The organism is Streptomyces sp. NPDC048416, assembly GCF_043200435.1.
Lineage (GTDB): Bacteria > Actinomycetota > Actinomycetes > Streptomycetales > Streptomycetaceae > Streptomyces.
Map to the genome: position 1 here is coordinate 119,827 of NZ_JBICXU010000006.1, position 23,781 is coordinate 143,607.

Sequence of the window (23,781 nt, forward strand, 5' to 3'; positions counted from 1 at the left end):
GGGCATTTGATCAACATAGGTCGCGTTTAGGCTAATTGTCCATATAGTGCACGGACGCTGTCCCGTGTTGGGTCGCCAGGGCGTCCAACGTACGGGCATGGACCTCGCGTTCGGCGGCGGCCGCGATGAACTCGGCGACGTTGTCCTGGCCCACCAGGTCCCTGACGGCCCGGATCGTGTCTCCGGGGAGCGGCACCGGAGCCGGGTCCGAGGAGGGTGGGGCGGTGGCTGAGGTCCCCAGATGCCGCTGGAGGTGGCGTGTGGCGAACAGCCTCATGGCGCGGGCGAGTTCGGCGTCGACGGTCTGCTGTGCCAGTGGGCGCAGTCTGCGCACCAGATCGGCGGCTTCGGCGGCTTCCGAGTCGGACGGGGGGCGGTGGCCCAGGTAGCGGGCGAAGACGTGTTCCGTGGTGAAGTCGAGGAAGCGGGCCGCGATGTGCTCGACCTGGCCGCGCAGTTCGCGCAGATGTCCGGAGATGGCGTCGAGCGGCACCCCGGCGGCGTGCAACTCGGCGGCCACCGCCAGCTCTTGGGGGCTGGGGACGAGGAATTCGGCGTCGTTGTCCGGCACGCGTTCCAGAATGCCGAGCTCCACCGCGTCGGCGACGGCGTCGTCATCGGGGTTGCCGCCGAAGGTCTCGTCGAGATCGGCGCGCGAAATCCGGGCGGCCTCCTCGTCGGTCCAGGGCCCGTTGACCTCGGCGACCAGGCCGAGCACGCCGCCGAGGCCCCGGCCCGCGTCCCAGGCCTCCAGAAGCTCCTTGATGGAGGCCAGGGTGTAGCCGCGGTCGAGCAGGTCGGCGATCTGGTGCAGCCGGGCCAGGTGGGTGTCGCCGTACACGTTGGACCGGCCGCGCCGTTCGGGCCGGGGCAGCAGGCCCCGGTCCTGGTAGGCGCGGATCGTGCGGACCGTGGCGCCGCTGGCATGCGCCAGGTCCTCGATGCGGTACTCGGCCGATGCCGATGCCGGCGCCGATGGGGGCCTCGGCCCCGGTACCGGTCCCGACGTCGATGCCGGGACCGTCGCCTGCGGCGCCGCCTGCCGATGTGCTGATTGCCCGGACAAGCCCACTCCCTCTACCCCAGGGCGGCGCGGCCCACCGCACCCGCCGCCGCTCGGGCCGCCGGCGAGGTCGCCAGGTATTCGACGGCCTTGCGCAGGGAGCCCTCCTGCGAGGGATGGTACGACCGGCGGAAGTATCGGGGTATCGCCGAGCCCAGCTCCTTCCACGCGGGCAGCAGACCGTGCCGTACCGCCCGGTTGTGCGCACGCAGCGAATAGCCCGTGCCGCCGGGGATTTGAGGGTCATGGCGGATCAGATAGGAGGCGCCCCACGCCCACAGCCACAGCAGCACCGGAGCGACGACGGCCATCCCCTCGACGCGCCGGGCGTACCGGGGCAGGCCCGCGCCGCCGCAGTGCTGGTACATGTCGAAGGCCACCGCCCGGTGTTCGACCTCCTCCGCGCCGTGCCAGCGCAGCAGATCGAGCATGACCGGGTCGGCGCCGGCCCGGTCAAGGCCCTCCGCGTGCAGCACCCAGTCGCCGAGCACGGCGGTGAACTGCTCGATCGCCGCGATCAGCGAGAGCCGGAAGCGCAGCCACTCCTGTGTCGGTATCGGCGCCCCGAACGGAGGATCCTCACCGAGAAGTTTCTCGAAGAGGAAGTCCACGTGGCGGGTGTAGGCGGCGGTGTCGAGGCGTCGGCGCGCCAAGTGGGCCAGGACAGCGGAGTGTTGGACGCTGTGGGTCGCCTCCTGCCCCATGAAGCCCTTGACGTCCTTGAGCAGCACGGGGTCGGTGACCAGGGGCAGCGCCTCCTTGAACACCTTCACGAACCAGCGCTCGCCCGCCGGGAGCAGCAGGTGCAGCACATTGATGACATGGGTGGCGGTGGGCTCGTCCGGTATCCAGTGCAGCGGTGTCCCGTCCCAGTCGAAGGAGACCCGGCGCGGGGTTATCCGGTAGTGCTCCTCGCCCGGTGTGCCGTCTCGGCGCTCCGTACTCACAGCGGCGGCTCCAATCGGGCGATCGCGCGCAGGGCTTTCGGCGCGAAGCGGGACATGAGGTGGGCGCCGCGCGCCTCGGGCGTGACCGGCACCACGGCCTGGTTCTTGACCACGGCGCGCAGGATCGCCGACGCGACCTTCTCCGGCGGAAAGTTGCGCAGTCCGTACAGGCGGGAGGACTTCTTCTGGAGGCGCTTCTCCTCCTTGGCGTCGGCCCCCGCGAAGTGCGTGGTCGAGGTGATGTTGGTGTTGACGAAGCCGGGGCAGATGGCGGAGACGCCGATGCCCTGCCCGGCGAGTTCGGCCCGCAGGCACTCGCTGAGCATCAGGACCGCGGCCTTCGACGTGCTGTAGGCGGGCAGCGCGCGGGAGGGCTGGTAGGCGGCGGCCGATGCGGTGTTGACGATGTGGCCGCCCTGGCCGCGCTCGGCCATCTGCCTGCCGAAGACGCGGCAGCCGTGGATGACGCCCCACAGATTGACGTCGAGGACCTTCTTCCAGTCCTCGGCGGTCGTGTCGAAGAAGGAGCCCGAAAGGCCGATCCCGGCGTTGTTGACCAGGACGTCGACGACGCCGTATGCATGGGCGACCTTCTCGGCCAGCTTCTCCATGGCCTGCTCGTCACTGACGTCGACGCTCTCGCCCCATGCCTCGGGCGCGCCGATCAGCCGGGACATCTCGGCGGTCCTGATCGCCCCGTCGCCGTCCCGGTCCACGGCGACGATCCGGGCGCCCGCCTCGGCGAACGCGAAGGCGGTGGCCCGGCCGATGCCGCTGGCGGCCCCGGTCACCAGGACCAGCTGGCCGCCGAACCGGTCGGCGTGCGGGCCGGTCGCGCGGGTGTCCTGCGCCGGCACGCCGTCCTCGTTGGCCCGGACGAACCCCGTGATCCAGAAAGCGAGTTGATCGGGCCGGGTGCGCGGCACCCAGTGCTTGGCGGGCAGGGTGCGCCGCACCAGGCGGGGCGCCCAGTGTTCGAGCTCGGCGGAGAGCTTCGGCGAGAGGAACGCGTCGTCGAGCGGAGTGATCAGCTGCACGGGCACATGGGCGTAGGCGTCGGGCCGTGGGCGGCGCAGCCTGGCCCGGACGTTGTCGCGGTAGAGCCACGCACCGTGCGCCGCGTCCTGCGGCAGGGAGGCCGTGGGATAGCCGTCGGCGGGCACCTTCTCCACCCGCTGGAGGATCTTCGGCCACTGCTTGCCCAGCGGGCCGCGCCAGGCGAGCTCGGGAAGGACCGGCGTGTGCAGCATGTACACGTACCAGGACTTGGCGCCCTGGCCGAGCAGTTGGGCCGCCGCGCGCGGGGTCGGCCGGCTCATCCGTTTCTTGATCCAGTGCCCGAAGTGGTCGAGTGAGGGACCCGACATCGAGGTGAAGGAGGCGATCCGGCCCTCGGTGCGCTTGACCGTGGCGAACTCCCAGCCCTGCACCGACCCCCAGTCGTGACCGACCAGGTGCACCGGCGAGTCCGGGCTGACCGCGTCGGCGACCGCCAGGAAGTCGTCCGTCAGCTTCGCCAGGGTGAACCCGCCGCGCAGCGGCGCCGGCGCCGTGGAACGGCCGTGCCCGCGGACGTCATAGAGGACCACATGGAAGTGCTCGGCCAGCCGCTGGGCGACCTCGGACCACACCTCCTTGCTGTCGGGGTAGCCGTGCACAAGGACCACGGTCGGCTGGGAGGCTTCGCCCAGTTCGGCGACGCACAGCTCGATGCCGCCGGTGCGCACCCAGCGCTCGCGCGCCCCTTCGATGTTCCCGCTCGTCACGCTCACGCCGCCTTCTCCTCGGCCCAGCGCCGCACATGCGGCAGGTCGTCGTCCAGCCAGAACGCGCTCTGCTCGGGATCCCTTGAGTCGGTGACGACCAGGATCTCCTCGAACTTCGCGCCCGTACCCCGGAATCCGAGGTGCGGCTCGACCGCCCAGAGCCCCGGGTGGGGCGGGTGGTCGGAGAACGAGTACGGGGACCACAGCGGGGACCAGCCGTCCCGGTGGCCGTGCAGCGCGTCGCTCGCCAGACCTCTCAGCGCCTGGGTGCCGAACCCGAAAATGTTCGGCGACCAGCGGCGCTCCTTCACCTGGTCGATCTTGTGGGCGATCACGCCGAACGGATAGGCGCGGTGCCGGTTGGCATAGCCCTGTCGGACCATGAGCCGGTCCACGCTCTCGTAGATCTCGCGCAGGGGCCGTTTCTCGCGCACCTCGCGCAGGATCAGCTCGCGGTGCGCCTCCAGGTCGGCGAGCAGCCGGTTGTGCACCGGGTTCAGACCGAGGCAGCCCGCATACCCGATGTCCGCGGTGAAGCCCCTGTGGACCGGGGCCATGTCGAGGATGAAGGGCATCCCCGCCTCCAGGCGCCGGTTGGTGGGGAAGAACTGGAGCGGCACGCGGAAGTTCACGAACGCGGTGCGGTCGCCGAACCAGGCGAACGGCAGATGGAACCAGTCCCGCACGCCACGCTCGCGCAGCCAGTCCCGCTGCATGCGGGCGGCCTCCCGCTCGGTCACCCCGGGCTTGAGCTGGGCGGCGACCGCCTCCGCGCACTCGTACGCGAGGCGCTGTACGTCTCTGAACCCGCGCAGCCGCCTGTCGGGTTCAGCCTTCACTGCCGTCGGCATCCGTCCACCCCTGTCGCCCTACGCGTGCGTAACTTGACACTGATGAATGTGACAATGCCCGGCGGCTGCGTCAAGGGCCCTGCGCCGGCCTGTGGACAACGGCCTGTTTGTGGACAACCCCGTCCCTCGCGGCAGTGACCCCATCAGCCTCACGTACGGGGTCCCCTACGGGCCTGTACCTCTGGAGTCGGACATGGATCCAGTCGTCTGGGCTGACGATTCATGTGGCCTGCGCCACTACCGTCGATGACGTGACTGTGATCGTGACGGAAAGCCTGAGCAAGCGGTTCCCCCGGGTGACCGCGCTTGACCGGCTCTCGTTGGACATCGGCCCCGGTGTGACCGGGCTGGTGGGCGCCAACGGAGCCGGCAAGTCCACGTTGATCAAGATTCTTCTTGGTCTCTCGCCCGCCACGGAGGGCACCGCCGCCGTGCTCGGCCTCGACGTGGCCACCAGTGGCAGCACCATCCGCGAGCGGGTGGGCTACATGCCGGAGCACGACTGCCTGCCGCCCGATGTCTCGGCCACCGAGTTCGTCGTCCACATGGCGCGCATGTCGGGCCTGCCGGCCACCGCGGCGCGCGAGCGCACCGCCGACACACTGCGCCACGTGGGCCTCTACGAGGAGCGGTACCGCCCCATCGGCGGCTATTCGACCGGCATGAAGCAGCGGGTCAAGCTCGCCCAGGCACTCGTCCACGACCCCCAGCTGGTCCTCCTGGACGAGCCGACCAACGGGCTCGACCCGGTCGGCCGCGACGAGATGCTGGGCCTGATCCGCCGCATCCACACCGACTTCGGCATCTCGGTCCTGGTCACCTCGCACCTCCTGGGCGAGCTGGAGCGCACCTGCGACCACGTCGTCGTCATCGACGGCGGCCAGTTGCTGCGCTCCAGCTCCACCAGCGACTTCACTCAGACCACCACCACCCTCGCGGTCGAGGTCACCGACTCCGACACCCACCGCGACGGCACGGAAGCGGTCCGCAAGGAGCTCGCCGCGGCCGGCCTCACCCTGCACGAGGGGATCGAGGACGGCCTTCCGGGCGCAGGCCACATCCTCCTGGTCGAGGCCACCGGCGAGGACATCTACGACACGGTCCGCGACACCGTGGCCCGCCTCGGCCTCGGACTCGTACGGATGGAACAGCGCCGTCACCACATCGCCGAGGTGTTCCAGACCCCGGCGCGCGAGCCGGTCCCCGAACGCGCCGCCGCGTGGGCAGCCACCGCGGCCGGCGCCGAGCAGAAGGGAGGCGGCCACGATGGCAACTGACAGCGCCCCGACCCAGATCCACAACATCGGCTACCGCACCTACGACGGGCCGCGCCTGGGCCGGGCCTACGCCCGCCGCTCGCTCTTCTCGCAGTCACTGCGCGGTGCCTACGGCCTCGGCCGCAGCGCCAAGTCCAAGGTCCTGCCGATGGTGCTGTTCGCGGTGATGTGTGTGCCGGCGGCCATCATGGTCGCGGTCGCCGTCGTCACGAAGGCCAACGACCTGCCGGTGCAGTACACCCGGTACGCGATCTTCCTCCAGGCCGTCATCGGCCTGTTCATCGCGGCCCAGGCCCCTCAGACCGTGTCGCGCGACCTGCGCTTCAAGACGGTGCCGCTGTACTTCTCGCGGCCGATCGAGCGCGCCGACTACGTGCTGGCCAAGTTCGGCGCCATGGCGTCGGCCCTGTTCATCATCACGGGCGCGCCGCTGGTGATCCTCTACATCGGCGCTCTGCTCGCCAAACTCGACTTCGCGGACCAGACCAAGGGGTTCGCCCAGGGGCTGGTATCGGTGCTCTTGCTCTCGCTTCTCTTCGCCGGTCTCGGCCTGGTCATCGCGGCTCTGACGCCGCGCCGCGGTTTCGGCGTCGCGGCTGTCATCGCCGTCCTGATGGTCTCCTACGGAGCGGTCTCCGCGGTTCAGGCCATCGCCTTCAACCAGGGCTCTCCCGGCGCGGTCCAATGGCTCGGCCTGTTCTCCCCCATCACGCTCATCAGCGGTGTGCAGAACGCGTTCCTCGGCGCCGGCTCCGACTTCCCCGGCAGGAGCGGCCCGGGATCCGGTGCCGGGGCGGTCTACCTGCTCGTCGTCCTCGCGCTGATCTCCGGCTCGTACGCCGTGCTGATGCGCCGCTACCGGAAGGTCGGGCTGTGACCACCATCGACATCGACCACACCTCACGCTGGTTCGGCAACGTGGTGGCGGTCAACGACGTCACCATGACGATCGGTCCCGGCGTGACCGGGCTGCTCGGCCCCAACGGGGCCGGAAAGTCCACCCTCATCAACATGATGGGCGGTTTCCTCGCCCCCTCCACGGGAACGGTCACGCTCGACGGCGAGCAGATCTGGCGCAACGAGTCCGTCTACAAGAAGATCGGCATCGTCCCCGAGCGGGAAGCCATGTACGACTTCCTCACGGGGCGCGAATTCGTCGTCGCCAACGCCGAGTTGCACGGCCTGGGCGCCCGCGAGGCCGGCCAGGTCCTGGCCACGGTCGAGATGGAGTACGCACAGGACCGCAAGATCCAGACGTACAGCAAGGGCATGCGCCAGCGCGTCAAGATGGCGTCCGCCCTCGTCCACAACCCGTCGGTGCTGCTGCTCGACGAGCCGTTCAACGGCATGGACCCGCGCCAGCGCATGCAACTCATGGACCTGCTGCGGCGGATGGGAGCCGAGGGCCGCACGGTCCTGTTCTCCTCGCACATCCTCGAAGAGGTCGAGCAGCTGGCCTCGCACATCGAGGTCATCGTCGCCGGACGGCACGCGGCGAGCGGGGACTTCCGCAAGATCCGCCGCCTCATGACGGACCGCCCGCACCGCTATCTCATCCGTTCGAGCGACGACCGCGCGCTGGCGGCGGCACTGATCGCCGACCCCTCGACCGCCGGGATCGAGGTCGACCTCAAGGAAGGCGCGCTGCGTGTCCAGGCCGTCGACTTCGGCCGGTTCACGACGCTGCTCCCGCAGGTCGCCAAGGCGCACGACATCCGTCTGCTGACGGTCTCGCCCTCGGACGAGTCCCTCGAATCCGTCTTCTCCTACCTCGTAGCGGCCTGAGCGCCAGAAAGGAGCGGACGTTCCCATGTACAACCCGACCGTTGCCCGGCTCACCTACCGGGCCCTGCTCGGCCGCCGCCGGGCCGCCATCCTCTTCGTCCTGCCCGCCCTGCTGATCGTGATCTCCGTCGCCGTACGGTCCTTCAGCGGAGCCGACGACCAGGTCACCGCCGACCTCCTCGGCAATTTCGCGCTGGCCACGATGGTGCCGCTGATCGGCGTCATCGCGGGCACGGGCGCGATCGGCCCGGAGATCGACGACGGCTCGATCGTGTATCTGCTCGCCAAGCCGGTGAAGCGCTCGACGATCATCTTCACCAAGCTGATCGTCGCGATCGCGGTGACGATGGCGTTCTCCGCGATCCCCACGCTGATCGCGGGCTTCATCCTCAACGGCAACGGCCAGCAGATCGCCATCGCCTACATGGTGGCGGCGCTGGTCGCCTCGATCGCGTACGCCGCGGTCTTCCTGCTCCTGGGCACCGTCACCCGGCATGCCGTGGTCTTCGGGCTCGTGTACGCGCTGGTCTGGGAGTCGCTGTTCGGCAGCCTGGTGCCGGGCGCGCGCACGCTGAGCGTGCAGCAGTGGTCGCTGGCCCTCGCCCAGCGGATCGGCGAGAACGGCATGATCTCCTCCGATGTGGGCCTGCCGCTCGCGGTGATCCTGCTGGTGGGCGTGACCGCCGTCGCCACCTGGTACGCGGGTCGGAAGCTGCGCACCTTGAAGCTGGCCGGGGAGGAGTGACGGGGCCCTCCCGGACAGGGGCGGCGCCCGGCGACAACGTGTCGCCGGGCGCCGCCTGTTGTCGACCGGGGGCCGGTCACTTCCGGTCGGCCGGTAACCGGTTACTTTCGGTCGGCGGGGGCCGGTCACCTCCGGTTGGCGGGGAGCCGGTCACTGCGGCCGGTTCGGGCCGATCGCCACCGGCCGGTCGGTGCTACCTCCGGCGCCTGCGGCGCGGGTTCGGCGGGTGGGGGAGGCGCCGCTGGATGTCGGCGACGTCCGAGGTGAGATCGGTGAGCCGGACGCTCATCGCCCCGACCACGCGGTTGGTGGCGTCGAGACGACGGTCAACGGATTCGACCCGCCGGTCGACGGCTTCCAGGCGCCGGTCCATCGCCTCCATGCGGTGGTCCATCACCTCCATCCGCCGGTCCAGTGAGTCGAGCCGCACCGACATCCGGCTCAGCACCGGGCCGAGCTCCCGGAGCGCGGGACCGATCTGCGCCATGGAGCCCTCCAGGGCAGTGACCCGAAGGTCAAGACCGTCGTAGCGGGGGTCGCTCGCGACGACGGTTCGCGGGGTCTCCTCGGCGTCCAGGAGATAGGTGCGCACCTGGCGTGCGACTTCGCTGTCGCGAAGGAGCATGGCCAGGTTGAGGACGGCTCGGCGGGTGAAGACTCGGAGGTGCGAGCGTCCCTGTGGATAACTTTCCGGGTTGATGTCGGATGACGTGGTCGTTTTGACCACGTCATCGACGCACAGGTCATCGCCGCTTAGAGTGATCATCCCGTTGATGGTCAACTCGTCACGGTGGCGCCGGACGACGCTGTGCACAGCCTCTTTGTGGACAGCGAAGTACTGGGCGACTCCCTCGGTGGTCACATGCAGACCGCCAGGTAGCACCTGCAACGCCTTGACCTTCTCCAGGACGTCGACGCGCCCCAGATGGTCGGCGCGCAGGCTGCGCGATTCGAGCAGGGCGATTTCGGATGGCATGGTCGGCCTTCCGTTCATGGTCGTTGGTGCATGACATGGACGCCCTGTCCCCGGGCCGCAGGGGTGGAGGTCCGCTCATCTACGCCACTGACTCAATGACCGGTCTGTTCTGCGACCGGCAATCCCCGAATTCACGAAAGGTACGACGCCACTAACCCCAGTTGCCTCCACGCACAGGGAGAACGAGCGGACTTTCGTACAAGTCACGCATCCGGGGAACATGTGTTGGGAACAAACGTTTCGCCGGGGTGATCGAGACGCTGCTCGATCACCCCGACGAAAGTTCTGCGCGCCCTGCGCCCTGCGCCTACCGACCCGCCCGCTAGACCGTCCGGTCCCGGGCCGCGAAGAGGCCCACGGTCAGGGCCGCCGCGCAGACGCCGAGTACGAGGGCGATCGGTACGGTCCAGCCGCCCGTCGCCTGGTGGACCGCGCCCGCGGCGATGGGCCCGGCGGCCGCCAGCAGGTAGCCGACCGTCTGCGCCATGCCGGACAGCCGAGCCGCCGTCCGGGCGTCGCCCGAGCGCAGCACGATCAGCGTGAGGGCCAGGCCCACCGCGCCGCCCTGCCCGATGCCGAGGACCCCCGACCACAGCCAGGCACCGCTCACGGGGGCGATCATCAAGCCCGCGTATCCGGCGGCGACCAGCGAGGTGACCAGCACGATCAGCGGTCGCTGGCTGCGCATCCGGCCCGCGAGGAGCGGCACGGCGAACGCGCCGGCCACCTGGATCAGGTTGTTGAACGCGAAGATCACGCCCGCCGTTGAACGGCTCATCCCATGGTCCGTGAAGATCGTCGGCATCCAGGCGATCAGGACGTACGACCAGAGCGACTGGAGGCCCATGAAGAGGGTGACCTGCCAGGCGAGCGCCGAGCGCCACACGCTCTTGCCGGCGCCGCCGGAAACCGAGCCCGCCGAACCCGCCCCCACCCGTACCTCGTGCCCCGTACGCCCCCGCGCGATCAGCACCTGCGGCAGCCAGGCCACCGCCGCCAGGACCGCCAGGAGCGACCACACCGCCAAGGAGGCCTCCCAGCTGCCTCCGAACGCCTTCTCCAGCGGCACCGACGACGCGGCGACCAGCGTCGCGCCCGCGATCATGGCGCCGGTGTAGACCGACGTCATCGACGCCGCCCGGTCCGGGAAGTCACGCTTGATCAGCCCGGGCATCAGCACGTTGAGCAGGGCTATCGCCGTGCCGACCAGCACTCCGCCGCCGTACAGCGCCACCGCCGACGGAGCCACCCGCACCACGATGCCCACGGCCAGGAGCAGCAGCGCGAACAGCAGCACCGGCTCGCTGCCGAAGCGGCGGGCCAGCCACGGCGCCACCAGGGCGCCGAGGCCCAGGAAGAGCACCGGCACGGAGGTCACCAGGCTGCTCGCGGTCGAGGAGAGGCCGAACGAGTCGCTGATCTCGCCCACCAGCGGCGACACGCTGGCCAGCGCCGCCCGCATGTTGACGGACGCCAGCACGATGCCGACCAGCAGGACGACCGGATGCGCGAGCAGCGCCCGCCGTGCGGCGGCGCCCTGGGGCGAGGGCCGTACATCGGCCTCGGCATCGGGCAGGAGCAGGCGATCAACATCCGGGCGTGACAAGACAAGCACCTTTCTCATGGAAGAACGTGGATGGAACGTCGGCCGTTCCTGGCACCGCGGCTCGGGGCTGGGCTCGGTACTGGGCCGGGTTTGGGCCGGTACTGGGCCGGGATTCAGTCGGAACTGGTGGATCGCGTATGGCGGCGCCGGGCCGCCACCGCCCGCACCGCCTCCAGCGGCTTGCTCAGCAGCTCGCGCACCACGCGCTCCGCTGCCGCCGGGTCGCCGCTCTCGATCGCGTCGACCAACGCCTCGTGCGTGTCGAGGTCGATCGGGGGCATCTCCTCGTCGCGCAGCGAGGTGATCAGGCTCTCGTGCACCTGCACCGAGAAGAACCGGTAGACCTCGATGAACGCCGGGTTGTGCGTGGCCTGGACCACGCCCATGTGGAACGCCATGTCGGCGTCGGCGGCCCGGTCACCGTGTTCGCGCAGGGTCCGCAGCACACCGCGCAGGGCCACGATGTCGGCGCTCTCCCGGCGCTCGGCGGCGAGCCGGGCGGCCTCGGCCTCCAAAGCGACGCGGAGCTCAAGCACGTCAAGGGTGTCGGCGGCGCGGATTCCCCGCAGGACCGCGGAAGGGTCGGCCGTGGAGCGTACGAAGGTGCCGTTGCCCTGGCGGGATTCGAGCAGCCCGGCGTGCACGAGGACGCGTACCGCCTCGCGGACGGTGTTGCGGCCCACCCCCAGCTGCTCGGCGAGCTCGTGCTCGGTCGGGATGCGGTCGTCGACCGCCCAGTCGCCGCCGGTCAGCTGGGCCCGCAGCTGATCGACCACGGTGTCCACCAGGGACTGCCGCCCCGCCGCACGAAGAGCCACGCCGTACTCCATTCACATTCACCCGGTTGCCCAGTCATCCTACAACTGGTCATCCTACAACTGCCCCGGCATGGCGTCTCATCCCTTCCTCAGCGTCACACGTCATCATCGAGGGATGACGTCCCTGCTCCACCGCGACGCCGAGCCCTCGCGGCCTGTCCGCGCCTGGGTGCGCTCCACACCCGGTACGCACATCTGGCTGCTGACCATCGCCGTCACCAGTCTCGTCATCCAGCTTTCCACGCGGGAGTTCGAGCGGTTCCTGTTCCATCGCAACAGCAGCAACATCCACGAGCTGACCAAGCATCCCGTGCAGTCCCTCTTCACCAGTGCGTTCTGGATCGAGAACCCGTCCTCGCTCCTGCTCTACCTGGTGCTTTTCGAGATCGTCCACGGCACGGTCGAGCGCTGGCTCGGTACGTTGCGCTGGCTGTGCACGGTCGTGGTCGGGCATGTGGTGGCGACCCTGATCAGCCAGGAGTACGTCCTGTGGTCGATCCAGAACCAGCATCTGCCCCGGCGTCTCGCCCACGCCATGTCCCATGTGGTGGACATCGGGGTCAGCTACGGGCTCGCCGCGTCGGCGGGCATCCTCGTCTACCGGCTGCCCCGCCCCTGGTGCTGGCTCTACCTCGCGGGGGTGCTCGGGTTCTTCGGCATCCCGCTTGCCACGGGGGGCACGTTCACCGACCTCGGCCATGTGACCGCGCTGTTCATCGGATTCGCCTGCTGGCCGCTGACCCGGGGCGCGGCCGAGCGAAAAGCAGTGGCGGCCAACGACCGTGCCCGGCACAGTGGTTGACGCAGCCAGACACGAAGGACGCCGCCCGCAGCACGGGGGAGGAGCGCGACGCCGACCGCATGGACGGGTCGTCGCGTTCCTGATGGGGGCGGCGTGAGGCAGGCACCGGAGCGGCACGCCGAATCCGAGATGCCCCCGTGCGCGGCTGCACAGGGGCGGCCGCTTCGAGCGCGCGGGTTCGCGCGAGGCCGCCCCTGCTCTGCTCGACGTGCGAGACCATCCCTGATCTGCGCGATATGCGGGCCCGCCCGGCGTACGGGCCTGCCCGGCGTACGGGCCTGCCCGGCGTACGGGCCTGCCCGCCCCCGGCACGAGGGCAGGCACCCCCCGGCGCGAGGGCAGGCGCCCCCGGCGGGGGCAGGACCGCTCGGCGCAGGGGCAGACGCGCCCAGAAGCTAACGCTCCAGCAACTGCTCAAGCACCACGGCGATGCCGTCGTCGTTGTTCGAGGCCGTGATCTCGTGGGCCACGGCCTTCAGCTCGTCATGGGCGTTGGCCATCGCCACCCCGTGCTCGGCCCAGCCGAACATCGGGATGTCGTTCGGCATGTCGCCGAACGCGATGGTGTCCGCCGACTTGCGGCCCAGCCGGCGCGCGGCCAGCGAGAGCCCCGTCGCCTTGCTGAGGCCGAGCGGCAGCAGCTCCACGACGCCCGCGCCCGCCATGACCACGCCCACCAGGCTGCCGACCACCTGCCGCGTGATCTGCGCCAGCGCGTCGTCGTCGTACCCGGGATGCTGGATGTAGACCTTGTTCAGCGGAGCCGCCCACATCTCGGCGACGTCGTCGAAGGGGCGCGCCCTGAGCAACCCCTCCTTGACCTGGTAGCCGGGGCCGACCAGGACCTCGCCGTCGATGCCGTCGCGGCTCGCGGCGAGCGCGAGGGGGCCGATCTCCGCCTCGACCTTGGACAGGGCGAGGCCCGCGAGCTGGCGGTCGAGCGTCACCGACGTCAGGAGCCGCTGCTCACCCGCGTGGTAGACCTGCGCGCCCTGCCCGCACACCGCGAGTCCGTCGTACCCGAGGTCGTCCAGGATGTGACGGGTCCACGGCACGGCACGCCCGGTCACCACGATGTGCGCGGCGCCCCTCGCGGTGGCGGCGGCCAGCGCGTCGCGGGTGCGCTGTGAGACCGACCCGTCGGAGCGCAGCAGCGTCCCGTCCAGGTCGGTCGCGATCAGCTTGTACGGGAACGGGCGCTCAGCGGCGGTGCTCCCGTGGAGATCGGCTTCAGGCTGCATTTACTTCGGTTCCAGGAGGGCGCGCCCACCCAGGTAGGGCCTCAGCACGGCCGGCACGTGCACCGAACCGTCGGCCTGCTGGTGGTTCTCCAGGATCGCCACGATGGTGCGCGGCACCGCGCACAGCGTGCCGTTCAGGGTGGAGAGGGGGGTGACCTTGCTCTTGCCGTCGACGGTGTCGCGCATGCGGACCGACAGGCGGCGGGCCTGGAAGCCGTCGCAGTTGGAGGCCGAGGTCAGCTCGCGGTACTTGCCCTGGGTCGGGATCCACGCCTCGCAGTCGAACTTGCGCGAGGCCGACGCGCCGAGGTCGCCGGTGGCCACGTCGATGACCTGGAAGGGCAGTTCGAGGGCGGTCAGCCACTGCTTCTCCCAGTCCAGGAGGCGCTTGTGCTCGTTCTCCGCGTCGTCCGGGTGGACGTAGGAGAACATCTCGACCTTGTCGAACTGGTGGACCCGGAAGATGCCCCGGGTGTCCTTGCCGTACGTACCGGCCTCGCGGCGGAAGCACGGCGAGAAGCCGGCGTAGCGCATCGGCAGCTTGTCGGCGTCCAGGATCTCGTCCATGTGGTACGCCGCGAGCGGGACCTCGGAGGTGCCGACCAGGTAGTAGTCGTCCTTCTCCAGGTGGTACACGTTCTCGGCGGCCTGGCCGAGGAAACCGGTGCCCTCCATGGCGCGCGGGCGCACCAGCGCCGGCGTCAGCATGGGGATGAAGCCGGCCTCGGTGGCCTGCGCGATCGCGGCGTTGACCAGGGCGAGCTCAAGGAGCGCGCCGACACCGGTCAGGTAGTAGAAGCGCGAGCCCGACACCTTGGCGCCGCGCTCGACGTCGATGGCGCCCAGCGCCTCGCCGAGCTCCAGGTGGTCCTTGGGCTCGAAGCCCTCGGCGCCGAAGTCGCGGATGGTGCCGTGCGTCTCCAGGACGACGAAGTCCTCCTCGCCGCCGACCGGTACGTCCGTGTGGACGATGTTGCCGAGCTGGAGGAGCAGCTGCTTGGCCTGCTCGTCGGCCTCGTTCTGCGCGGCCTCTGCGGCCTTGACGTCGGTCTTGAGCTGCTCGGCCTTCTTCAGGAGCTCGGCGCGCTCGTCCGGCGTGGCCTTGGGGATGAGCTTGCCGAGCGACTTCTGCTCGGAGCGCAGCTCGTCGAAGCGGAGGCCCGAGGACCTGCGCAGCTCGTCGGCGGAGAGCAGGGCGTCGACGAGGGCGACGTCCTCTCCACGGGCGCGCTGGGAGGCGCGAACACGGTCGGGGTCCTCACGGAGCAGGCGAAGGTCAATCACCCCTCCAGGCTACCGGTGCGGACTCCTGCCACCCCACCCGATATCCCGGGTGCGCCGCACCCGCGTGTCGCTTTGTCCGAATTGACCGAATTAGGAATTGTGGCCATGCAATTCGTGAGCGGGTGTCAAGGAAAGCGACGCTATTCCCTGGAAAGGGGCGGTTTCCGGACCACCGTTGACCGACTCCCTTGCCCCGCACCGGACTTGTCCACAGAGATGTGCGCATCCGGAAACTTATCCACAGGCTGTGTGGGAAATCTGTGGACTGCGGAAGGGGTCGTTCCGGGACCCGCATGCAAGGCCCGTGATTCCCCTCCCAAACCCGCTCCACCCACTCATTCGGGTGGGAATTACTCGCTCTAAAGAGTTGATCAAGGGAATTGGGGTGACAGAAGATGCCCTGGCGCCCTGTGGACCGATGTGTCGTCACTAGAGGGATTTGTCGACTGTGTCCGATTGTGTTGTCGACTTACCCACAGGTCGAGAAGCGGGGCTGTGGATAACTTTGTGGACAGCGACAATCAGCAGGTAGGACAGGCAGCCGGGCCAGAACAGGCAGCCGGGCCAGGACAGGCAGCCGAGCCCAGTACGAGCCCAGTACGCGCCCGGTACGAGCCAGTACGGGACGGAAGAGGGCCCGGCCGCGGCCCTATGCGCGGCCGTCCTGGCAACGGGCCAGCCAGTCCGCCGCCTTGACGAACTCCGTGTCCGAGGTCCCCGTCCGCGGCGGCCGTACGTCGTCGAGCGTCACTTCGGCCCGCGGGTACGAGCCGAGGAAGCGGATCTCGGGGCAGATCCGCCGCAGCCCCATCAGCGCCTCCCCCACCCGGCGCTCCGAGATGTGGCCCTCGGCGTCGATGGCGAAGCAGTAGTTGCCGATGCCCTCACCGGTCGGCCGGGACTGGAGCAGCATCAGGTTGACCCCGCGCACCGCGAACTCCTGGAGCAGTTCGAGCAGCGCGCCCGGGTGGTCCTCGCGCTGCCACACGACCACCGAGGTCTTGTCGGCGCCGGTCGGCGCCGCCGGGCGGGCCGGGCGGCCGACCAGCACGAAGCGGGTCTGCGCGTTGACCGCGTCATGGATGTCGGTGATCAGCGGTTCGAGGCCGTACGTCGCCGCGGCGAACTCGCCCGCGAACGCCGCGTCGTAGCGGCCCTCCTGGACGAGGCGCGCGCCGTCGGCGTTGGAGGCGGACGACTCCCAGAGCGCGTCCGGCAGATGGGCCTGGAGCCACTTGCGCACCTGGGGCTGGGCGGCCGGGTGCGCGGTGACCGACTTGATGTCCGCGAGCGTGGTCCCCGGGCGTACGAGCAGCGCGAACTTGATGGAGAGCAGCACCTCGCGGTAGATCATCAACGGCTCGCCCGAGACCAGCTGGTCGAGCGTGGTGGTGATGCCGCCCTCCACCGAGTTCTCGATGGGGACCAGCGCGGCGGCCGCCTCTCCGTTGCGCACCGCGTCCAGGGCGGCCGGCACGGAGACCATCGGGACCAGTTCGCGGGTCGCGGCCTCCGGGAGGGTGCGCAGGGCGGCCTCGGTGAACGTGCCCTCGGGACCCAGATACGTGTATCGCGTGGCGGACATGCGGTTCACACTAATGGCCCGTCGTCACCGGAACCCACCGCTTCGGGCGGCCGTCCCACCAGGCGGGCGTGCTCTCGCGCAAGGCGCCCCCGGCTCGCGCCCCCGGCTCGCGCCTCCGGGCGCGCAACGCGCCCCAGATCCCCGTGGGGAAGGCCCCGGCTCACCCCTCCAGGAGCCGCTGGCCCACGTACTCCCCGGCCCGCGGGCCGCCCGGCACCGCGAACAGGCCGCTCGCCTCGTGCCGTACGAACGCCGACAGCGCGTCGCCCCGGTCCAGCTTGCGCTGCACCGGCACGAATCCCCTGATCGGATCGGCCTGCCAGCAGACGAAGAGCAGCCCCGCGTCCGGGGCGCCGTCCGCGGCGACGCCGTCGTGGTAGGAGAAGGCGCGCCGGAGCATGGCCGCGCCGCCGTTCTGCTCCGGGGCGGCGATACGGGCATGGGCGTTCGCCGGGATAAGCAGCTTGCCGTCCGGGCCGAACGCGTCGAGCCGCATCTCCGTCGTCTCCGTACCCCCCGAAAGAGGGGCGCCGTTCGCCTTCTTGCGGCCGATCACCTGCTCCTGCTCGGTGAGCGGCAGCTTCTCCCAGGTGTCCAGGAGCATCCGGATCCGGCGTACGACCGCGTAGGAGCCACCCGCCATCCACGCCGGCTGTCCGGTGTCCGGCACGAAGATGCGCTGCTCGAAGTCGGTGTCCGAGACCTTGGGGTTGCCGGTGCCGTCGATCTGGCCCATCAGATTGCGGGCGGTCATCGGCTTCCTGGTGGCGCCCGGGGTGCGGTTGAAGCCGTTCATCTGCCAGCGCACCTTCGCCGCGGAGCCGGCGTCCTGCTGGATCGCGCGCAGCGCGTGGAAGGCGACGAGGGCGTCGTCCGCGCCGATCTGCACCCACAGATCGCCGTTCGAGCGCTTGGGGTCGAGCTGGTCGGAGGAGAAGTCGGGCAGCGGGTCCAGCTGGGTGGGGCGCCGGTCGGTCAGCTGCGTACGGTCGAAGAAGCTGTGGCCGAAGCCGAAGGTGACGGTCAGAGAGGAGGGGCCGGCGTCCAGGGCGACCCCCGTGTCACCGCTGCTCGCGGGCTCGCCGGTCATCAGCGCGGCGGCCGTGGCCGACCAGCGCCGCAGGAGGGCGGCCGCCTCCTTGCGGCCGGCGCCGGGGGCGAGGTCGAAGGCGATGAGATGGCCGGTGGACTGAAGCGGAGTGCTGATCCCCGCTTGATGTTTCCCGTGAAACATCACCTCCGTGGAACCGACCGACGTCAACGGGCTGGTGTCGTCCGGAGTCGCGACGGCCGCGTAGGCGCCGGCGCCGCCCGCCGCGCCCAGGGCCAGACCCGCCGCGCCCACCGCGCCCACGGTGCCGAGCAGCCTGCGCCGGGAGATGTCGAGGGCGGGCTCGGCGGGGGCGGCCGGGGTCCGCTTGTCGTGCCCGGCCTGCTCGGAGTGCCCGGCCTGCTCGGCGTTCTTGGTGTCGCTCATGTCAGTTCAACTCAGCCGATCTTGACGTTCTTGTCCACGGTGGTCTCATCGATCTCGGAGGTGCGTACGGTCACCGAGACCTGCCAGTCGCCCGCCATCGGGATCTGCACGCCGCTCGCGCTCCAGTGTCCGGCGCTCACGCGGTCGGGCACGACGGGCAGCGGGCCGACGGACTTCGCGGCCAGCGTGAAGGCGACCTTCACCTCGGGGACGTCCTTCGGCTTGCCCGCCGGGTCCTCCAGATTGACGCGCAGGTCGTTGGCGCCGGTGCGGCCCGGGTCGAGGGTGAGCTGGACGGTGCCCTTGCCGTTCTGGCCGCCGGTGTCGAACGGCAGCCGGATGTCCACGGGCCGGTCCGCGACGGCGACCTGGGACCCGGCCTTCAGGCGGTCCACGGCCTCCTGGGTACGGGCCGGCTCGGTCGAGGTGAGCACGGTCGTCACGCCGAGCAGCACCACGGCGACCCCGGCCTCGGCCAGGACCGTGCGGCGCAGCCCGCTGCGGCCGGGGTCGGCGTCGCGCGCCCGCTTCTCGCGTGCGGTGCTCATCGCGGCCCGCTGGCGCGCGAGTTGGGCCGCCCGCTTGGCGTCCTTGCCGTCGTCGGGGACGGTGACGGGCTCCGGTTCGCCGGCCCGCTGCTCGACGAGCGCGGCGGTCTCGGCCTGCGGCGCCGGGCGCTCCGACAGGCGCGCGGTCCACCGCTTGGACACCGAAGCGGTCCCGACCAGGACGCCCACCAGGGCGACCTTGACGAGCAGCAGCTGCCCGTACGTGGTGTCGACGAGCGCCGACCAGGTGCCGACCTGGCGCCAGGACTGGTAGAGGCCGGTCGCCGCGAGGACGCTCACACTGGTGAACGCCACGCGTGAGAACCGCCTGACCGCCGCGCGCTCGATGTCCGGGACGCGGTGGAGTGCGACGAGCAGCGTGGCGAGTCCGCCGAGCCAGGCCGCCACGGCCAGCAGATGCAGCACGTCGACGGGCATGGCGATGCCGGGCTGGAGGCCGGTGGAGGCGTGTTCGGCCAGGGCCCATGTCGCGGCGAGCCCGGCGGCGACCACGGCGCCGCCGATGGCAAGGCCGAAGGTGAGGTCCTGCTTCTCGTCCTGCTCGCTCTCCTCGTCCCGCCTGGCGTACGCGCCGAACAGCACGGACACGAACAGGGCGGCGGCGCCGAGCAGCAGCAGCCGCGACACGAGCGCCGCGCCCGGTTTGGTCTCCAGGACGGCCCGAAGCCCGCCCAGGTCGAAGGCGTCCGAGAGCTTGCCGGAGCCGGTGTAGGGGGTGCGGAGCAGCAGCATCGCGAGGGTGGCGGCGGTCATCGTGAGCCAGCCGCCGACGACGACGCGCTGCACCGGGCCGACGCTCGCGCCCCGGCGCCAGCAGGCCAGCACGAAGGCCGCGCCGCCGACGAGGAGCACGAAGCCGGCGTACGCCGCGTAGCGCGCGATGCCGTACAGGACGCCGACGAGGCCGCCGCCCGCCTCCTGGCTGGGCAGCACAGCGGCAGTCGCGGACGGGGCGCCGATGGAGAAGGTGAAGGCGCCGGAGACCGGGTGGCTGTCGGCGGAGATGGCCTGCCAGGCCACGGTGTAGGTGCCGTTGGGGATGCCGGTGCGCAGCCGGACGCCGTACTTGACGACGTCGCCGCTGCACAGGTTGACCAGTTCGGCGGTGTCGGAGCGCTTGCCCGTGGGATCAAGGACGCGGATGGAGTTGGCGTCGAGGGCGACGCCCTCGGAGAACGTGAGGGCGACTTGGGCGGGGGCGGTCGCGACCACCGCCCCTTCCTTCGGGTCGCTGCCGGTCAGTGCGGCGTGCGCGGACGCGGGTGCGGCGCCCGCGAACAGCGCGCCGAGCAGCGCCACCGTGACGAGCACCAGCCGCGCCAGGGGCCGGCTCGTGGTGGTTCGAAGGGGCGGGGCGGTGGCCGTCATGTCAGTCCCTCACGTCCCTCTGGGCCTCAGTGGTGCTTCGGGTTGTAGGTGGCTTCCTTCACGGGAAGGTCGACCTTGACCGTGCCTGCCTTCTCGAAGTGCAGCTCGATGGCGACCTTCTCGCCCTGCGTCGGCTTCTTCTTGAGACCCATGAACATGATGTGGCTGCCACCGCGTTCGAGGTCCAGTTCGCCGTTCGCGGGGATGTCGAAGGACTTCACCTCCTGCATCTTCTGGTTCTTCGTCTCGTGGATCGTGATGTCGTCGGAGAGGTCGCTGGTGACCTTGGTGAGCTTGTCGGCGGTCTTGCTGTCGTTCTTGACGACCAGGAAACCGCCGGCCATGTCGCTGGTCGGCGCCGGCATGAACGCGTCGCTCACCTGGAGCTTCGGCGTGGCCTCCGCGCTGTCGGAGCAACCCGCGAGTACGAGGCCCGCGGACAGGGCTATGACGGCGGCGACGGTCGAGCGGGTGGTGCGGCGGTTCACGGGTTCTCCCCCTTGATGATCTTCGGCAGGTCCTTGGTGTAGTCGGCGATGGTGGCGTCCTCGCCGTACAGGACGTAGCCCTGGTCGGTCTTGGGGGAGAAGGCGATGACCTGGGCCCCGTGCATCGAGACGACCTTGCCGTCCTTGTCCTTGGTGGCCGGGTCGATGCCGATGCCGATCGCGCGCGCACCCTTCTGGATGGTGGCGAAGTCGCCGGTCAGGCCGATGAAGGACGGGTCCTGGCCCTTGAGCCACGTGCCGAGCGAGGCGGGGGTGTCACGCTCGGGGTCGGTGGTCACGAAGACGACCTGGAGCTTGTCCTGGTCGGCCTTGGGCAGCGACTTCTTGGCGACGGCGATGTTGCCCATGGTGAGCGGGCAGACGTCCGGGCAGTGGGTGTAGCCGAAGTAGATGAGCGTCGGCTTGCCCTTGGTTTCGGCTCGGAAGTCGAACTTCTTGCCGTTGGTGTCCGTGAGGACGAAGTCGGGCTTGGCGAACGGCCGGTCGAGCAGGGTCGCGGCCTGGGTCTTCGGGGGGACGGAGACATCGGCGACGGGGCTGTCGGAGCCGCCGTCACCGCTGCTGCCGCACGCGGTCAGGGTGAGCGCCGCTGCCACCGCGAGGGCGGCGGCAGTCAGCGCGGTCTTGGTGCGCATGAGGTGATGTTCCGGTCTCTGGCGATCGAAGGGGTGCAGGGGGCGGGTCAGGCGGAGCGGCGTCGGCCGGCGAACACGCCGAAGGCCACACCTGCGGCGCCCACGACGATGCCCACGACCGCCAGGATGCGGGCCGTGGTGTCGGTGTCCGAGGAGGACGACGCCGAGGCCTTCTGGCCGGCCGCGCTCTTGGCGTCGGCGGGCGCCGCGCCGCCGTTGTCCGCGGCGGCGGCCGTCAGCTTGAGCGTGGGCGCCGGGTTCGCGGGCTCGGCGGCGCCCTGCTTCGGCTCCTCGATCCAGCGCACGACCTCGTTGTTGGAGTACGTCTGGAGGGCCTTGAAGACGAGCTGGTCGGTGTCGGTGGGCAGCGAGCCGATGGACAGCGGGAACTTCTGGAACTGGCCGGCTTCGATGGTGCCGCCGCTCCACGTCACCTTGGTGACGGCTTCGTTGATCTGCTTGCCGTGCACGGTCAGTGGCTTGTCGAGCTTGGACTTGGTGACCTCGACGTTCCAGCCCGGTACCGGCTCCGGCATGACGGAGGCCAGCGGGTGGTCGGTCGGGAAGTTGACCTCGACCTTCACCGTCTTGGCGTTGTCGCGTTCGTTGGGCACCTTGAAGTCGACGACGGCGTAACCGCCCTTGGCGGCTGCTCCCTCGGGCTGCACGGTGACGTGGGCGAAGGCCGTTCCCGAGAGCAGCAGGACGGAGCCGGCGGCGACGGAGCCGACGAGGGCGATACGGGTGCGCGTACGGGCAGCGTTCATGGCGAAGACACTCCAATGAGCAGGAAGGGTGGGGACGTCCACCGCGCACGGGTGCGCGGGGATCCGCGACACCACTCCTGCGGTACGTGAGAGGAGTGGGCCGCGTTCAGGCCGTGAGGGCGTACGCCGCGGGCGGCCCGCGCCTGATCACCGAGTGCTGAAGTGCCGCCCCGGACGGGGCAGGCGTCCCGCGGGGGTCCGCGAGGGGGACGCGGGGGCCCTGTCCGGCCGCCGCGAGGAGGCCGGCGCACAGTGCGGCGGCGAAGGACAGGGCGCGGCGCAGACAGCGTACGAAGGTGTCCTGCGCCGCGACCGTGACGGACTCGGCGGCCAGCCGTACCGCGCCGAACAGGGCGGCCTCGCCGCGCCGCAGCAGCCACCCCGTGGCGAGCGCGGCCAGCAGGTGGCAGAGCAGCATGGGCAGGGTGGGCAACAGCGAGGCGGCGAGCGAGGCCGAGTGCGCGGAGGCCGGCCCTGTCCCTGTCATGCCCGGCATCAGGTCGGCCATCTGGGCCATGCCGGGCCCGGCGGCGTGGCCGGAGGCGGTGATCCTTGACGGGTCGATGCCCGCGTTGCTCACGATGCGCTGGGCGTCCGCCGCGCTGAGCGGGGCCGCACCGGCGCCGCAGAGAAGATGCCCGGCGAACCGGATCAGCGGGAGGTCGCCGGTGGATCCGTCGCCGGAGGCGGCCGCCGTGTGCTGGCCGACGCCGAACAGGGTGTGCAGGCCGAGCTGTCCGATCGCGAGTGCGCCCGCGATGGAGGGCAGCGAGCGCTCCCGCCCGGCGAGCGGGGCCACGACCGCGAACAGGCCGAGGAAGCCGGCGAGCAGCGTCCACCAGGGGACGGTCGCACAGGCCGCCATGACGTGCCCCATCGCGGACAGCACGACGCAGACCGCGGCGAACACCGCGGCTCTGAGCAGCCGGAGACCGGCGCCTGCTGGAGCGTGGAGGGAAGACATGGCGGGGCCATCATCGCACTGGGCTTACCCGCTCCCTACGGCAGGTCCAAAAGGTCGCCTTTGGTTCAGGTGACCGGTTCCGGGCGTGGCGGACGAGGGGGTTCCAGGGGGCTTTACACCGGCGTGAGGGGCGCGTACATCCGCCGAACGGGCGCCATCACGTCAAGAGGGCGCTTACGGGCGAGTAGTTGCGGCAATACTGCGCCCGTAGAGAGAAGGACTATGTCGAGCCACAGCGCCGCAGCCAGGAGGCTGGAGCATGAGCATCTGGTGGTCCCTCCACTTGCGGCGTGAGGCCGCGAGCGTGCCGCTCGCCCGTCGTCTTCTGCTCGGCACCATGGAGACCGCCGGGGTCGACCCCGACATCTCCTACGACCTGTCGGTCGCGCTCAGCGAAGCCTGTGCGAACGCGGTCGAACACGGCGGGGACACGGTGTCGGGGGGCGCGTCGGCGGCGTACCGGGTGACGGCCTACCTCGACGGCGAGAAGTGCCGCATCGAGGTCGCCGACTCGGGCCCGGGCTTCCCCGCACGGCGTGCCCGGCGCACCGCGGTGCCGTCCAGAACCGGCTGTCTGCCCGAACACGGCAGGGGCCTCGGCCTGATCGAACAGCTCGCCGACCATGTGCACTTCAGGAACCGGCCGGGCCGGGGCGCGGTGGTCAGCTTCGACAAGATCCTCAAATGGCGCGAGGGCGCGCTGCTCAAGGTGTCCTGAGCGGCGCGCCCCCGTGACGCACGCGACG

The 23,781-nt window shown here is 70.5% G+C and carries 22 protein-coding genes; 6 read left to right on the plus strand and 16 right to left on the minus strand.

The features are described 5' to 3' along the window. Positions 1-31: 31 nt before the first annotated feature. From ACGFW5_RS10540 to ACGFW5_RS10555, 4 genes are all read right to left on the minus strand, one after another. Positions 32-943, minus strand: a complete 912-nt coding sequence (locus ACGFW5_RS10540; RefSeq protein WP_393833964.1) for a MerR family transcriptional regulator — start codon at positions 941-943, stop codon at positions 32-34. Between the two features lie 134 nt (positions 944-1,077). Continuing rightward, a complete protein-coding gene (locus ACGFW5_RS10545) occupies positions 1,078-2,010 on the minus strand; it encodes a metal-dependent hydrolase (protein WP_393833800.1) in 933 nt (310 codons plus the stop codon). Further along, entirely contained in the window at positions 2,007-3,782 is a 1,776-nt protein-coding gene (locus ACGFW5_RS10550) for an SDR family oxidoreductase (RefSeq protein ID WP_393833801.1), read from the minus strand. The genes ACGFW5_RS10545 and ACGFW5_RS10550 overlap by 4 nt, the downstream gene beginning before the upstream one ends. After that, entirely contained in the window at positions 3,779-4,627 is an 849-nt protein-coding gene (locus ACGFW5_RS10555) for a M24 family metallopeptidase (protein ID WP_393833802.1), read from the minus strand. Before ACGFW5_RS10555 ends, ACGFW5_RS10550 begins: the two co-directional genes overlap by 4 nt. 224 nt (positions 4,628-4,851) lie before the next feature. On the opposite strand from ACGFW5_RS10555, the gene ACGFW5_RS10560 reads away from it, so the two are divergent. Genes ACGFW5_RS10560 through ACGFW5_RS10575 form a run of 4 tightly spaced genes read left to right on the plus strand, consistent with a single transcriptional unit; the run spans position 4,852 to position 8,434 of the window. Further along, positions 4,852-5,904, plus strand: a complete 1,053-nt coding sequence (locus ACGFW5_RS10560; protein ID WP_393833803.1) for an ABC transporter ATP-binding protein — start codon at positions 4,852-4,854, stop codon at positions 5,902-5,904. Further along, on the plus strand, positions 5,894-6,781 hold the full coding sequence (locus ACGFW5_RS10565; protein ID WP_393833804.1) for an ABC transporter permease subunit: 888 nt from the start codon (positions 5,894-5,896) through the stop codon (positions 6,779-6,781). The genes ACGFW5_RS10560 and ACGFW5_RS10565 overlap by 11 nt, the downstream gene beginning before the upstream one ends. Next, positions 6,778-7,689, plus strand: coding sequence for an ABC transporter ATP-binding protein (locus tag ACGFW5_RS10570; protein WP_393833805.1), 912 nt, complete (start codon positions 6,778-6,780; stop codon positions 7,687-7,689). The genes ACGFW5_RS10565 and ACGFW5_RS10570 overlap by 4 nt, the downstream gene beginning before the upstream one ends. 25 nt (positions 7,690-7,714) lie before the next feature. Further along, positions 7,715-8,434 carry an ABC transporter permease gene (locus ACGFW5_RS10575; RefSeq protein WP_393833806.1) on the plus strand — a complete coding sequence of 240 codons (720 nt, stop codon included), beginning with the start codon at positions 7,715-7,717 and terminating at the stop codon, positions 8,432-8,434. Between the two features lie 193 nt (positions 8,435-8,627). Here ACGFW5_RS10575 and ACGFW5_RS10580 read toward each other — a convergent pair whose 3' ends face one another. The 3 genes from ACGFW5_RS10580 to ACGFW5_RS10590 all read right to left on the minus strand — a co-directional run bounded on the left by ACGFW5_RS10580 (position 8,628) and on the right by ACGFW5_RS10590 (position 11,834). Continuing rightward, a complete protein-coding gene (locus ACGFW5_RS10580) occupies positions 8,628-9,410 on the minus strand; it encodes a hypothetical protein (RefSeq protein ID WP_393833807.1) in 783 nt (260 codons plus the stop codon). 322 nt (positions 9,411-9,732) lie between these two features. Then, entirely contained in the window at positions 9,733-11,034 is a 1,302-nt protein-coding gene (locus tag ACGFW5_RS10585; RefSeq protein WP_393833808.1) for a CynX/NimT family MFS transporter, read from the minus strand. 95 nt (positions 11,035-11,129) lie between these two features. Beyond that, positions 11,130-11,834 carry a FadR/GntR family transcriptional regulator gene (locus ACGFW5_RS10590; RefSeq protein WP_393833809.1) on the minus strand — a complete coding sequence of 235 codons (705 nt, stop codon included), beginning with the start codon at positions 11,832-11,834 and terminating at the stop codon, positions 11,130-11,132. A gap of 115 nt (positions 11,835-11,949) precedes the next feature. Between ACGFW5_RS10590 and ACGFW5_RS10595 the strand changes: the two genes are divergently transcribed. After that, positions 11,950-12,636, plus strand: coding sequence for a rhomboid-like protein (locus ACGFW5_RS10595; protein ID WP_393833810.1), 687 nt, complete (start codon positions 11,950-11,952; stop codon positions 12,634-12,636). A gap of 395 nt (positions 12,637-13,031) precedes the next feature. Here the strand turns inward: ACGFW5_RS10595 and ACGFW5_RS10600 are convergent, their stop codons facing one another. The 9 genes from ACGFW5_RS10600 to ACGFW5_RS10640 form a co-directional block, all read right to left on the minus strand. Next, a complete protein-coding gene (locus tag ACGFW5_RS10600; RefSeq protein ID WP_393833811.1) occupies positions 13,032-13,877 on the minus strand; it encodes an HAD family hydrolase in 846 nt (281 codons plus the stop codon). Next, positions 13,878-15,161: a serine--tRNA ligase gene (gene serS / locus ACGFW5_RS10605; protein ID WP_393833812.1), complete on the minus strand. Its 1,284-nt coding sequence runs from the start codon at positions 15,159-15,161 to the stop codon at positions 13,878-13,880. Between the two features lie 649 nt (positions 15,162-15,810). Then, positions 15,811-16,746, minus strand: coding sequence for a prephenate dehydratase (gene pheA, locus ACGFW5_RS10610; protein WP_393833813.1), 936 nt, complete (start codon positions 16,744-16,746; stop codon positions 15,811-15,813). A 160-nt stretch (positions 16,747-16,906) separates the two neighbouring features. Continuing rightward, entirely contained in the window at positions 16,907-18,223 is a 1,317-nt protein-coding gene (efeB, locus tag ACGFW5_RS10615; protein ID WP_393833814.1) for an iron uptake transporter deferrochelatase/peroxidase subunit, read from the minus strand. 11 nt (positions 18,224-18,234) lie between these two features. Further along, complete coding sequence (locus ACGFW5_RS10620; protein ID WP_393833815.1) at positions 18,235-20,160, minus strand: copper resistance CopC/CopD family protein; 1,926 nt, start codon at positions 20,158-20,160, stop codon at positions 18,235-18,237. A gap of 26 nt (positions 20,161-20,186) precedes the next feature. Continuing rightward, positions 20,187-20,648: a copper chaperone PCu(A)C gene (locus ACGFW5_RS10625; RefSeq protein WP_393833816.1), complete on the minus strand. Its 462-nt coding sequence runs from the start codon at positions 20,646-20,648 to the stop codon at positions 20,187-20,189. Then, a complete protein-coding gene (locus ACGFW5_RS10630; RefSeq protein ID WP_393833817.1) occupies positions 20,645-21,304 on the minus strand; it encodes an SCO family protein in 660 nt (219 codons plus the stop codon). Before ACGFW5_RS10630 ends, ACGFW5_RS10625 begins: the two co-directional genes overlap by 4 nt. A 47-nt stretch (positions 21,305-21,351) precedes the next feature. Next, positions 21,352-22,071 carry a YcnI family protein gene (locus ACGFW5_RS10635; RefSeq protein WP_393833818.1) on the minus strand — a complete coding sequence of 240 codons (720 nt, stop codon included), beginning with the start codon at positions 22,069-22,071 and terminating at the stop codon, positions 21,352-21,354. A gap of 106 nt (positions 22,072-22,177) precedes the next feature. Beyond that, positions 22,178-23,035, minus strand: coding sequence for a hypothetical protein (locus tag ACGFW5_RS10640; RefSeq protein WP_393833819.1), 858 nt, complete (start codon positions 23,033-23,035; stop codon positions 22,178-22,180). A 259-nt stretch (positions 23,036-23,294) separates the two neighbouring features. Here ACGFW5_RS10640 and ACGFW5_RS10645 point away from each other — a divergent pair, with 259 nt between their 5' ends. After that, entirely contained in the window at positions 23,295-23,753 is a 459-nt protein-coding gene (locus ACGFW5_RS10645) for an ATP-binding protein (RefSeq protein WP_393833820.1), read from the plus strand. The last annotated feature ends 28 nt before the right edge of the window (positions 23,754-23,781 follow it).

Excerpts from the sequence above, each read along its gene's own strand:
- ACGFW5_RS10630 (WP_393833817.1), bottom strand. The coding sequence starts at position 21,304 with ATGCGCACCAAGACCGCGCTGACTGCCGCCGCCCTCGCGGTGGCAGCG.
- ACGFW5_RS10565 (WP_393833804.1), top strand. The coding sequence starts at position 5,894 with ATGGCAACTGACAGCGCCCCGACCCAGATCCACAACATCGGCTACCGC.
- ACGFW5_RS10620 (WP_393833815.1), bottom strand. The coding sequence starts at position 20,160 with ATGACGGCCACCGCCCCGCCCCTTCGAACCACCACGAGCCGGCCCCTG.
- ACGFW5_RS10585 (WP_393833808.1), bottom strand. The coding sequence starts at position 11,034 with ATGAGAAAGGTGCTTGTCTTGTCACGCCCGGATGTTGATCGCCTGCTC.
- ACGFW5_RS10580 (WP_393833807.1), bottom strand. The coding sequence starts at position 9,410 with ATGCCATCCGAAATCGCCCTGCTCGAATCGCGCAGCCTGCGCGCCGAC.
- ACGFW5_RS10555 (WP_393833802.1), bottom strand. The coding sequence starts at position 4,627 with ATGCCGACGGCAGTGAAGGCTGAACCCGACAGGCGGCTGCGCGGGTTC.
- ACGFW5_RS10635 (WP_393833818.1), bottom strand. The coding sequence starts at position 22,071 with ATGAACGCTGCCCGTACGCGCACCCGTATCGCCCTCGTCGGCTCCGTC.
- pheA (WP_393833813.1), bottom strand. The coding sequence starts at position 16,746 with ATGTCCGCCACGCGATACACGTATCTGGGTCCCGAGGGCACGTTCACC.
- ACGFW5_RS10640 (WP_393833819.1), bottom strand. The coding sequence starts at position 23,035 with ATGTCTTCCCTCCACGCTCCAGCAGGCGCCGGTCTCCGGCTGCTCAGA.
- ACGFW5_RS10600 (WP_393833811.1), bottom strand. The coding sequence starts at position 13,877 with ATGCAGCCTGAAGCCGATCTCCACGGGAGCACCGCCGCTGAGCGCCCG.
- ACGFW5_RS10575 (WP_393833806.1), top strand. The coding sequence starts at position 7,715 with ATGTACAACCCGACCGTTGCCCGGCTCACCTACCGGGCCCTGCTCGGC.
- ACGFW5_RS10645 (WP_393833820.1), top strand. The coding sequence starts at position 23,295 with ATGAGCATCTGGTGGTCCCTCCACTTGCGGCGTGAGGCCGCGAGCGTG.
- efeB (WP_393833814.1), bottom strand. The coding sequence starts at position 18,223 with ATGAGCGACACCAAGAACGCCGAGCAGGCCGGGCACTCCGAGCAGGCC.
- ACGFW5_RS10595 (WP_393833810.1), top strand. The coding sequence starts at position 11,950 with ATGACGTCCCTGCTCCACCGCGACGCCGAGCCCTCGCGGCCTGTCCGC.